Annotated in this window: 12 protein-coding genes; 7 read left to right on the top strand and 5 right to left on the bottom strand. The window is 60.3% G+C overall.

All coding sequences use genetic code 11. The features are described from left to right. Window positions 1-1,140 (bottom strand): flagellin (locus BCY88_RS23410; RefSeq protein ID WP_120346374.1); only part of this gene is annotated, 1,140 nt, incomplete at its 3' end. 268 nt (window positions 1,141-1,408) lie between these two features. Here BCY88_RS23410 and BCY88_RS23405 point away from each other — a divergent pair. Both BCY88_RS23405 and rpsU read left to right on the top strand, forming a co-directional pair. After that, window positions 1,409-2,350, top strand: coding sequence for an aldo/keto reductase (locus tag BCY88_RS23405; protein WP_120346550.1), 942 nt, complete (start codon window positions 1,409-1,411; stop codon window positions 2,348-2,350). Between the two features lie 358 nt (window positions 2,351-2,708). Further along, complete coding sequence (gene rpsU / locus BCY88_RS23400; RefSeq protein WP_006050883.1) at window positions 2,709-2,921, top strand: 30S ribosomal protein S21; 213 nt, start codon at window positions 2,709-2,711, stop codon at window positions 2,919-2,921. A gap of 180 nt (window positions 2,922-3,101) precedes the next feature. Here the strand turns inward: rpsU and BCY88_RS23395 are convergent, their stop codons facing one another. Next, the gene (locus BCY88_RS23395; protein ID WP_120346549.1) at window positions 3,102-3,695 is read right to left on the bottom strand and encodes a DNA-3-methyladenine glycosylase I; all 594 of its coding nucleotides are present in this window, start codon (window positions 3,693-3,695) and stop codon (window positions 3,102-3,104) included. A 140-nt stretch (window positions 3,696-3,835) separates the two neighbouring features. Here BCY88_RS23395 and BCY88_RS23390 point away from each other — a divergent pair, with 140 nt between their 5' ends. Together BCY88_RS23390 and BCY88_RS23385 are read left to right on the top strand one after the other, a co-directional pair. Then, window positions 3,836-4,717: a glucosamine kinase nucleotide-binding domain-containing protein gene (locus tag BCY88_RS23390; protein ID WP_120346548.1), complete on the top strand. Its 882-nt coding sequence runs from the start codon at window positions 3,836-3,838 to the stop codon at window positions 4,715-4,717. An 87-nt stretch (window positions 4,718-4,804) separates the two neighbouring features. Further along, complete coding sequence (locus BCY88_RS23385) at window positions 4,805-5,626, top strand: Cof-type HAD-IIB family hydrolase (RefSeq protein WP_120346547.1); 822 nt, start codon at window positions 4,805-4,807, stop codon at window positions 5,624-5,626. A 51-nt stretch (window positions 5,627-5,677) separates the two neighbouring features. On the opposite strand, the gene BCY88_RS23380 is transcribed toward BCY88_RS23385, so the two are convergent. Both BCY88_RS23380 and aqpZ read right to left on the bottom strand, forming a co-directional pair. Next, window positions 5,678-6,373, bottom strand: a complete 696-nt coding sequence (locus tag BCY88_RS23380) for a histidine phosphatase family protein (protein ID WP_120346546.1) — start codon at window positions 6,371-6,373, stop codon at window positions 5,678-5,680. A gap of 156 nt (window positions 6,374-6,529) precedes the next feature. Further along, entirely contained in the window at window positions 6,530-7,270 is a 741-nt protein-coding gene (gene aqpZ / locus BCY88_RS23375) for an aquaporin Z (protein WP_120346545.1), read from the bottom strand. Window positions 7,271-7,559: 289 nt separating this feature from the next. On the opposite strand from aqpZ, the gene BCY88_RS23370 reads away from it, so the two are divergent. Then, on the top strand, window positions 7,560-7,862 hold the full coding sequence (locus BCY88_RS23370) for an H-NS histone family protein (RefSeq protein ID WP_120346544.1): 303 nt from the start codon (window positions 7,560-7,562) through the stop codon (window positions 7,860-7,862). 297 nt (window positions 7,863-8,159) lie between these two features. Here the strand turns inward: BCY88_RS23370 and BCY88_RS23365 are convergent, their stop codons facing one another. After that, window positions 8,160-9,224, bottom strand: coding sequence for a glycosyltransferase family 4 protein (locus tag BCY88_RS23365; RefSeq protein WP_120346543.1), 1,065 nt, complete (start codon window positions 9,222-9,224; stop codon window positions 8,160-8,162). Window positions 9,225-9,918: 694 nt separating this feature from the next. Here BCY88_RS23365 and flhD point away from each other — a divergent pair. Further along, window positions 9,919-10,239, top strand: a complete 321-nt coding sequence (flhD, locus tag BCY88_RS23360; RefSeq protein ID WP_259461492.1) for a flagellar transcriptional regulator FlhD — start codon at window positions 9,919-9,921, stop codon at window positions 10,237-10,239. A gap of 51 nt (window positions 10,240-10,290) precedes the next feature. Further along, window positions 10,291-10,851 (top strand): flagellar transcriptional regulator FlhC, encoded by a 561-nt coding sequence (gene flhC / locus BCY88_RS23355; RefSeq protein ID WP_106355136.1) that lies wholly within the window; start codon window positions 10,291-10,293, stop codon window positions 10,849-10,851. Window positions 10,852-11,072: the final 221 nt, after the last annotated feature.

Genomic DNA, 11,072 nt, shown 5'->3' with positions numbered 1-11,072 from the left:
GAGCTTCAGAACTTGCTGCGGGTTCGAGTTAGCTTGCGCCAACACCGAGATACCAGCTTGTTGCAGCACTTGTGCCTTGCTCAGATTCGCCGTTTCCTGTGCGAAGTTGGCGTCCGTGATTTGCGACTGTGCCGACGACAGATCGGTCGATTCAGCTTGCTGCGACGTGGCGATTGCCGTGAAGCGGTTTTGCGCGGCACCCAGCGACGCCTGCAGGTTGTTGACGGTCTGCAGTGCGTTGTCGATGGAGACCATTGCTTCGTTCGCGCCGGTAACCGTGCTGATGTTCAGGTTCGAAACCGTCGGCGGGCTGTTGATCGCGTTGATCTGCGCAACTGCCGAAACCTGAGCGGCGGAACCTGCGCCTGCCGTCGTCGTTGCACCGGCCTGAAGTGCCAGAGCCGTACCCTGCGTACCCGTACCTGCCGTTGCGCCTGCGCCGAACACCGCGGATGCGACTGTCTGTGTGATCGCCTGGTTGTTCTGGTCGGTGAAGGTGTAGCCGCCCTTGCCGTCCGACAGCACGTTGATTGCCGTGATGGCCGGGCTGGCAGCCGTCGTGTAAGCACCCGACGCGTCCACGCTGACGTTGACCGTGCCCAGCGTTTGACCCGTTTGCACCAGGCCGCCGCCGATCTTCGCCGACGACATCGATTGGTTCAGGTTCAGGCTGATGGTCTGGCCAACGTTCGCGCCGACCTGGAACGTCACGCTGCCTGCCGAGCCGTCCAGAATGTTCGTGCCGTTGTACGTCGTTTGCGACGCGATACGGTTCACTTCCGAGATCTGTGCCGAAACTTCCTTCTGCAGTGCAGCCTGATCGCTCGGCGACAGCGTGCCGGTCGATGCCTGCACAGCCAGCTGACGAATACGTTGCAGGCTGGAGGTGAGCGAGGACAGTGCGCTCGATGCGGTTTGAATCATCGACACGCCGTCATTCGCATTCGACACGCCCTGGTTCAGGCCGTTGATCTGCGTTTGCATACGCGTCGAGATCGCCAGACCTGCTGCGTCGTCCGCTGCGCTGTTGATGCGCTTGCCCGACGACAGACGGGTGATGGCTTGCGAAAGGGCGCTTTGCGAGCCATTAAGGTTTTGCTGTGCAACCAGCGAGTTGATGTTGCTATTGATTCCGAGCATGGAAAATCTCCTAAATAAGCCTTGAGCCCAATACGCCACGTTGGCATCGGCGGAAGCACTCGTTCATTGCTGGCCGCCTCAGTGAAGGTTGACGGCGCGTCTAAAAAAAACTTGAGGAACTTTGTGCTATAGCGACCCAATTGTTTTTACGGCGGGTTACGTGCCCGCTCGTCTGTAAGCCGCTTGCAGCCTTGTTCGGGCGCTCCACTGCAAGTATTGAAAAGACGGCGTATTCTCGTTTTCTCTTGAGGCAAACCCTGGAAAAATCATGCAAAAGCGCCGGATAGGACGTTCCGAATTAGAGGTCGCGCCGCTTATGTTCGGTGGCAATGTATTTGGCTGGACCGCCGATGAAGCCACCTCGTTTTCGATCCTCGATGCATTTGTCGATGCGGGACTCAACTTCATCGATACCGCCGACGTCTATTCCGCGTGGGCGCCCGGCAACCAGGGCGGCGAATCGGAAACCATTATCGGCAAGTGGTTCAGGCAGAGCGGCAAGCGTGACAGGATCGTGCTCGCCACCAAGGTTTCCAAGCATCCGCAGCGCAAGGGTTTATCTGCTGCGAATATTCAGGCGGCAGTCGAAGATTCGCTGCGACGCTTGCAGACCGATTACATCGACGTCTACTTTTCTCACGACGACGACACTGAAACGCCTCTGGTCGAAACGCTCGGTGCCTATCAGAAGCTGATCGAGGCGGGCAAAGTGCGGGTGATCGGGGCGTCGAACTACAGCGGCGCGCGTGTCGAGGAAGCGCTTGGCGTGTCCCGCCAGCACGGCCTGCCCGAGTATCAATTGCTGCAGCCGGAGTACAACCTGTACGATCGCGCCGAGTATGAGCGCGACACCGAGCCGGTGGCGCTCGCCAATCGGCTCAGCGTGGTGGTGTATTGGAGCCTTGCAAGCGGCTTTCTGTCCGGCAAGTACCGTTCACAGGCCGATCTGGCCAACAAGACGCGCGGCAGCCGGGTCGAGAAGTATCTGAATGAGCGCGGTTTGCGGATTCTGGACGCGCTCGACCGGGTCGCCGGGCAGCACGGCAGCACGCCAGCCACCGTTGCACTGGCATGGTTGATTGCTCGCCCGAGTGTAACGGCCCCAATTGCCAGCGCAACCTCGGTCGACCAGCTCAAAAGCCTGGCCGCCGCCGTCCATCTGATGCTGACCGGCGCCGATATCCGCGAGCTGGACGAGGCGAGTGCCTGAGCGCGCGAGGGGCCTGGCGCAATCGCTAAACCCCTGGTAGGATGGTGAGTTTCCTGATATCATCGGGAGTGAATTGAGATCTTTGCCTGTTTCGTCAGTGTTTTTCATTGATGAAAGGTTGGCGAAACGGCAGCAGGCGTGGCTTTGGTATTACGTCTGTCCGCGTTCCGCGGTGAACTCCCCACCTCTCTTTTCCGGCCTCCGTGGCCGTTATGCCTTTCGTTTCATTCGTGGTTTGGCCGGGTTCTACCCGCGTTTGCCTGTTACTGGCCATGAATCGAAACGACCGGAGGGCCGGCGCGTGAGCGGTATCCCGCCACGCAATTTACCCCTATCAAGTGATTGAGTTAGGAATTACATGACGACGATTCTTCTGAAAGAAAACGAGCCGTTCGAAGTGGCGATTCGCCGCTTTCGTCGCGCAATCGAAAAGAATGGCCTGATCGCTGAACTGCGTGAGCGCCAATCGTACGAAAAGCCGACCACGGCACGTAAGCGCAAGAAGGCAGCTGCTGTGAAGCGCCTGCACAAGCGCCTGCGCAGCCAGATGCTGCCGAAAAAGCTGCACTAAGCACGCTTTTCGCATAGTACGCACGCCGAACGGCGGTGTGAGCTTCGAAAGAAGCCACATCGCCGTTTTGCTTTTGGGGCACCGGTTTGCGGTTGGGTCTTCGTGGTTACGCGGGTTTGCTTCGGGTCTCAGACGCGTTGTGCCAGGCGCCGGCGAGCGGCGCCTATAGCTGCCGTCGCATCACGCTTTGCGATTGCGGCCCTTCTTGCCGAGCGCCGCGCATCGCGCGCGGCACATGCAACTCGTCTCGTGGTCGTTCACGAGGCCAACCGCCTGCATGAACGCATAGCAGATCGTCGAGCCGACGAACTTGCAGCCGTAGCGCTTCAGCCCCTTGCTGAGCGCGTCCGAAATTTCCGTGGATGCCGGCGCGTGTTTGTACGATGCCCAATCGTTCTGGATCGGCGTCTGATCGACGAATGACCATACGAAGTTGGCGAGCGAACCATGCTCGGCCTGAATCTGCTGCACCGCGCGGGCATTGGTAATGGCGGACTCGATCTTGCCGCGATGACGCACAATGCCCTCGTCCAGTACCAGCGCGTCGACCTGTTTAGGGGTAAAGCGCGCAACCTTATCGATGTCGAAGCCGGCGAATGCGCGGCGATAGCCGGCCCGTTTGTTGAGAATCGTCGACCATGACAAACCCGCCTGCGCCCCTTCCAGCACAAGCATTTCGAACAAATGCTGATCGTCGCGCGAGGGCACGCCCCATTCACTGTCATGGTAGTGTGCGAGCGCTTCGCTCGATACCCAGTTGCATCGCTGTGTCACTTTCGCGCTCCCGTGTGGTCATGTCGCCCGTCAGCATAGCGGAAGCCGGGAGTCCTGCAAGCTGGCCATCCGGCCGATTGCAGGATCGAAACTGACCTGCCACGCTATGCGTTATTCACCATCTGAACTCACTCAATTCGATGAATAAAGACCTCTTTCTGATCGGCATCGACGGCGGCGGCAGCGGTACGCGCGTCGTACTCGGCAACGCGCAGGGCCAGGAGCTTGCGCAGGCTGCGGGCGGGCCATCGGGTCTGGGCCTCGGTGTGGAGCGCGCGTGGCAGGCCATCGCAGGCAGTTGCGCCGAAGCATTTGCGCGTGCCGGCGTGCCGCTGGACTGGTCGCGCTGCGTACTCGGCTGCGGCCTGGCCGGGGTCAATAATCGCGACTGGCTGAGCGCGTTCCGCGCACAGGCGCCGGCGCTAGCCGGGCTCGCGGTGGAAAGCGATGTGTACACCACCTTGCTGGGCGCGCACGGCGGCGCGCAAGGCGTGGTTGTCGCGCTTGGCACAGGCAGTCAGGCGGCCGTTCTTGACGCCGATGGCGAATGCCGGGTCGCCGGCGGCTTCGGCTACCCGTCTGGCGACGAGGCGAGCGGTGCCTGGCTCGGATTGCGGGGCATCGTACACGCGCAGCAGGCGCTCGACGGGCGGGTGCCCAATGACGATCTGGCTCAGGCGCTGCTTGCCCACACAGGCGCGCATGATCGCGACAGCCTTATCGTGTGGCTATGCGAAGCCAATCAGACGGCTTATGCGAAGCTTGCGCCGATCATCATCGCGCATCGTACGCATCCCTTCGCGGCGCATTTGCTTGGCGAGGCCGGTGCGGACGTGGGCAAGATGATTGCGGCGCTCGACCCCTCGGCGAGCCTGCCGGTCGCGCTGTGCGGCGGCCTCGGTGCGCCCTTGCGTGAGTACGTGCCGGAGATTTATCAGACCCGTTTGCGCGAGCCGTTGGCCGACTCCGCGCATGGCGGTCTGCAGTTAGCGCTGCGCGAAGCGGCTCGCGTCGCCGGTTGAGAATGTTGGCGCGCGCCGGTCGCGATCTCGCGGATGCCGTGCACAACGGTAAAATGCGATCTTTGACGCTGCCCGGCTGCTCACATTATGTACAAAGTCATTGCCACAGACCTCGACGGCACGCTGCTCAACGCCGATCATCAGGTGGACCCGTTCACGATTGCGACCGTGCGTAAGCTCGAAAGCGACGGGCTGCACTTCGTGATCGCGACGGGGCGCCACTACTGCGACGTTGCGGGTATTCGCGATCTGCTGGGCATCAACCCGTATCTGATTACGTCGAACGGTGCGCGCATTCATGCGCCGGACAATACGGTGCTCCACGCCGACGACCTGCCGCCGGCCATCGTGCAGCGCCTGGTGCTGCCGGAAATCGTCGGTGCGCATGGCCGTGTGATCGTCAACCTGTTCGCCGACCAGGCGTGGTTGATCGACCGGGATGCGCCAGACCTGTTGAAATTCCACCAGGATTCCGGCTTCACGTACGAGGTGACCGATCTGCCCAGCCACGACGGTGCCGATATCGCAAAGGTCCTCTACATTGGCGATCCTGCGGATCTCGCGCAGATCTCGGCCAACCTGGCGCGTGATTTTGGCGACGCGTTGTATGTCACCTATTCGCTGCCGGATTGTCTGGAAGTGATGACGTCGAACGTATCGAAGGGGCGCGCGTTGCAAATCGTGCTTGAACGCCTCGGCGTAGCCGCCTCGCAATGCGTGGCGTTCGGCGACAACATGAACGATATCGATCTGCTTGAGACAGCCGGCCATCCGTTCATGATGAACAACGCCAATCCCGATCTCATCACGCGCTTGCCGAACGTGCCGCGCATCGGCAACAACTTCGAAGCGGGCGTCGCGCATCACCTGCGCAAGCTCTTCTCGCTCAACGACGAACTGATGTCCTGAGAACGGGCAGCTGCGCGGGTAACAAAGCCCTACGTCGTCCGCATTACCCGACTACTCCGCCGAGCCCGCGGAAGCGCCTGCCGCGGCCGCTGAAGGGGCTCCCGGCAGCGCCGCGCACGGGCAATCCGTAGTGCGGCCATTCAGTCCCTGGTGATCAAGCTTGAAACTGGCGCGGGCCGTGCCGTTTTGCCAGTGGAGGCGAACAACATAGATGCTGTCGAAGTCGTCGCTATGCCAGTTGGGGACATCGGCGGCATTGCCGCCGTGCGCACTCATCATCTGGCGCAGCAACTTCACGATCAGCTTGTGCTCCCACGCAACGACAATCAGCTTGTTGCGATTGGACGGATCGACGAGCGCCGTGCCGAGTTGATCGATCTGGGCGAACCCGTACGGCGTTTGCACCGGCATCTGAAACTGGATGGCGGTCGGTTCGATGGTCGCTAGCGGTCGAATGTAGTAATAGGGGTGGCCGCTGTCGTCCTTTTGCTGGCCGGGATCGGGCGCGTAGATCGCATCAGGCTTGCCGAACTTGGCGGCGATTACCGCCGGCAGCGCGAGCGCACGGTTGAGCCCCTGGCAATTGAGCTGGCCGTAACCCTTGGCGGGTTTCTCGCCGTGGCGGACGAATACGAGCGTTTCGGTGTTGTTGTCTGCCGCATGGGCCGTGGGGAGTGCCAGTGCGCCCACACACAAGCCGCCGATGGAGAGTGCGACGCCTTGCAGGAATCCGCGGAAACGGGTCATGGGTAGCACCTGTGCGAGCTTGGAAAGTCGCACGATTCTAGCAGCGGACCGTTGGCGCGCCACTGGGTTGCCCGTCTGGTACGTACAAAGTCAGAGCGGGCGCCGTAGCCCCCGCTCTGACTGTTCTGGATACGCACACCAGGTGCGCCCGTTGAACTAGTTGAGCACCGGTTCTTGCGAATTGCCGCGGCGGCTTTCAGCAATGACCGGGTACAGCACGCCGGCGATCACCGCGCCGACGATCGGTGCCAGCCAGAACATCCACAGCTGATCCACCGCTGCGCCGCCAACGAACAGGGCCGGGCCGGTTGAGCGCGCCGGGTTGACCGAGGTGTTGGTGACCGGAATCGAGATCAGGTGAATCAGCGTCAGGCACAGGCCAATGGCGATCGGTGCGAAACCGGCCGGTGCCCGCTTGTCGGTCGCACCGAGGATCACGAACAGGAAGAAGCCGGTCATCACCACTTCGCAAATGAACGCGGCCGCGAGCGAGTAGTGGCCCGGCGAGCGCTCACCGTAACCGTTGCTGGCGAAACCGCTGGCGACGAGGTCGAAACCCGGCTTGCCCGATGCGATCAACGACAGCACCAGCGCACCCAGCACCGCGCCGATCACCTGCGCGACGATATACGGCAGCAGGTCGCGCGCCGGAAAGCGGCCGGCAACGGTCAGGCCGACGCTCACCGCCGGATTCAGATGGCAGCCGGAGATGTGGCCGATCGCGTAAGCCATGGTGAGGACGGTGAGGCCGAACGCGAGCGCGACACCCACGAAACCAATGCCGAGTCCGTGGACCGGGCCGGCGAAGTTAGCGGCGAGGACGGCGCTGCCACAGCCCCCGAGCACAAGCCAGAAGGTGCCGAACAACTCGGCTGCGAGACGCTTTGACAATTGCATGATTGGTAATCCTAAAATGTTTGACGCTTGGAGTGGCATGAGCGCTAAGCGCGGATGCATGCCATTGAGCGCGCAATTCTAGGGAAAGACTGCCGGATTAGGTGTCAAGAATTGTCAATGTGGAGTCTCCTTTACCCATTATTCTGCGATAAAGATGCTGTTTTACAATTCATCGACGCTTAATAATTATCAGATGATTTCTTCCTAAATCGGTATTATTGTCCATTGCGAATTTTTATAATTGCAGCTAGTCTGCGAGCGAATGAGTTCTAAAAAGGGGAGAACCGAAATGTCTCAATATGCAGACCTGAAGGCACAGATCGCCAAATTGCAGGCACAGGCTGACGAAGCACGGCGTACTGAAATCGATAACGTGGTCGCTGACATCCGCCAAAAGATCGCTGAATACGGTCTAACCGCGCAGGATCTCGGCTTTGCCGTTGCCGCGCGGCGCGGGCGCCCGCCGAAGAAGGCGCCGCTGCCGGCCAAGTACCAGGATCCGAAGTCGGGTAATACCTGGAGTGGGCGCGGCAAACCGCCAAAGTGGATTGTCGGCAAGAACCGCGAACGTTTTGTGATTGGCGCGGCTTGAATACCTGCCGGTCCTGGTGAAAGCCAACTGAAGGTTGATCGATGCCGGGCTGTTAATTTTGCTGCGCTAATCCGGGATGGAAGCGCATCCACGTCGGCATTAAAAAAGCCGCCTCTGAAGGGCGGCTTTTCCGAAGCGAAAGAGGGATAACTCCTCTTAACCGCTCGCGCAAACGATTCACAAGAAAAATTTACTCACGATTGGCGTACAAATTGGAAACCGGCGTAAGTGCTGGAAGTACGGCTTAAGCGGCTGGGCGCATAAAAGCGCCAGTCGCTTAAGCGCGCCGTGCGGCCGTTATCCCATCGCGACCTGGCGCAACACCGGGCGGCGCGTTGCATTGATGAGTGTCGAATAGCCGTCAACGTAGTTCTGAGCCATCGTTTTCGAGCTGAAGCGGCGTTCGAACTGTGCGCGGATTTCGGTGCGCGACAGTTCGTCCAGGCGCTGCAGCGCGGCGACCGCACCTTGAACGTCCTCGACAATGTAGCCGGTCACACCATGGTCGATCACTTCCGGCACCGAACCGCGGTTGAACGCGATCACCGGCGTGCCGCACGCCATGGATTCGATCATCACGAGGCCAAACGGCTCCGACCAGTCGATCGGGAACAGCAGCGCCTTGGCGCCCGACAGGAACTCGGGTTTTTGCGCCTCGTTGATTTCGCCGACGAACTCCACGTGCGCCATGGAAAGCAGCGGTTCGATTTCCTTCTTGAAGTATTCCTGGTCGACCTTGTCCACCTTGGCGGCGATCTTCAGCGGCAAACCGCTTTGTGCAGCGATCTTGATAGCTGTATCGACGCGCTTCTCCGGGCAGATACGGCCGAGAAACGCCAGGTATTCCGGCTTCTTGTGCGTTTGCGGCGTGAGCAGTTGCTCCGGCAGGCCGTGGTAAATCGTATTCAGCCAGTTGGCCTGAGGCAGCGGCGCGCGCTGCGAGTCCGAAATCGACACGACCGGCACATTCGAGAATGCGTCGAACACCGGTTGGAGTTCCGGCAAGTCGAGGCGGCCGTGAAGCGTGGTCACGAACGGCGTGTCCATGGTGGTGAAGAGCGGGAACGGCAGGTAGTCGAGGTGAAAGTGCAGCACGTCGAACTCATGCGCGACCTTGCGCACCTTTTCCATCATCAGGACATGCGGCGCCAGCGCATCGCGGATCGTGGGGTCGAGGCGCAGCGCACGAGGCCAGCAGGCGTCGAGATTTGCGGAGGTGACCGAGTCGCCGCTCGCAAACAGCGTGACGTCGTGGCCGAGGTCGACCAGCGCTTCAGTCAGATACGAGACGACACGTTCGGTGCCGCCATAGAGTTTCGGCGGAACGGCTTCGTATAAGGGCGCAATCTGTGCGATTCGCATGCGGTTTTCTCCTGTTCAAAACGGCTTCGCACAGCAACGCTCGGGTAGAGCGGGGAGCGAATGCCTGACGGACGGTTGGGCGCGGTAGGCCGCCGCCCGGGGGTGCTCCGAACCTGCTTCGGGTAATCCCTTGGCTTCATTATCGGGATCGACCACGCTAATTCGAGTTATTTTTCAAACGCTTAATGTTGTTACAGCGCGAAACATGATGCGTTGCAGGCCGGCAGGCGGGCTCCGCAGCTAGCGGGAGAGCATGGCGGGGGATCTTCAAAAGACGAAGAAGCACCAGCAAGGAGCGGGCCCGGCACGCCTGCCGGGCCCGTTGCGCAGAAGTGAAAACGTCTTATAATTCTTTCTCACCGCTGTAAGGTGCGAATGGTGAGCCACTCAGAACTCACCATTTGGTTCACATTTCCACTCAGAAATTAGCCAGATCGCATCGCGAGCCCCAAGCCACACGGTGCCTCATCCGCCCCCACCATTTTTCTGACGCCCTCCGTGTAGGAAAAATTCCTACACGAATGACGGATTAATCCGTCAGGCAGGCTGGGTGTCTGTCCGATTTTCGTCGGCCCCCCCTTTCGACACAATGCTCGCAAGACCAGAAACGAGCCGATTCGTGCGGTTTAAGCGCGCGCGTTCGAGCAAACGTTTCCGTAACGGCCTGACCAGCCAGATACACCCCGGGGGAATCATGAGCGCGACAAGCGAAATGCTCAATGAGATCAGAGAAGTCAACCTGTCTTATCTCCTGCTCGCACAGCGTCTGCTGCGCGAAGACAAGCCGATGGGCATGTTTCGCATGGGGATTTCGGACCAGTTGGCCGACGTGCTCGCCAACCTGTCGTTGGCGCAGACCGTGAAGCTGGCGGCGTCCAATCAGGTGTTGTGCCGTTTCCGTTTCGATGACCATGCCGTGCTGTCCACTCTTGCGGACAAAGGCAAATCCAGCGCCGTGGCTCAGGCGCATTCCGCGATCCTGATGGCAAGCCAGCCAGTCGAGCAACTCGGCTGAGGGCAGCTTTTAGTTCAAATAAAGCGATCAGGACCGGGGAAATGCAAACGGATGGCGTACAAAAGTGTGGTGCAGGAAGTCAGGGAAATTACCCTGGCCATTGAGCTGATCGAACTCGGCGCGCGCTTGCAATTGCTGGAAGCAGAAACCAGCCTGTCGCGCGACCGGCTGATCAAGCTGTACAAGGAACTGAAAGGGGTGTCGCCGCCCAAGGGCATGCTGCCCTTTTCGACCGACTGGTTCATGACCTGGCAGCCGAACTTTCACTCGTCGCTCTTCTATAACATTTACCGCTTCATGGCCGGCCACGGCGGCTGTCTGACGATCCAGTCGATCGTGAAGAGCTACCGGCTCTATCTGGAACACGTCCAGATGCACGACGACGAGCCCGTGCTCAGTCTCACGCGCGCCTGGACGCTAGTGCGTTTCTTCGACTCCGGAATGTTGCAAATGACCGCCTGTTGCCGGTGCGGCGGACATTTTGTCGCGCATGCGCACGATCCGCAGCATGCCTTCGTCTGCGGGCTGTGCCAGCCCCCTTCGCGCGCAGGTAAGACAAAGAAATTTGCCGACGCCCGGGCCCGCGAAAGCCTTGCGGCGCTTGAGGTTTGACCCGCAAAGCGGCATCGGCTCCTGGCTCGCAACCCGATGCAGATGCCGTCATACGCGTTCAAACCGCCATCCGGCGGGCCTTCCGGCCCCATTGGCCGGCGCCGGGCCTTGGCGGCCTGGTTTAACCCGCCTCTGGTTTACACCGGAGTGACACGCCGCTTTTCCGTCAAAGTTTTCTGCTCCGTTGCCGTAAACCAGATTAACGACGGTCACCGTCGCTT

The organism is Paraburkholderia fungorum (genome assembly GCF_003610895.1).
In the GTDB taxonomy this organism is placed as follows: Bacteria; Pseudomonadota; Gammaproteobacteria; order Burkholderiales; family Burkholderiaceae; genus Paraburkholderia; species Paraburkholderia fungorum_B.
The sequence above is the reverse complement of the archived record's forward strand: the minus strand, read 5'-3'. Positions and strand labels throughout refer to the sequence as shown.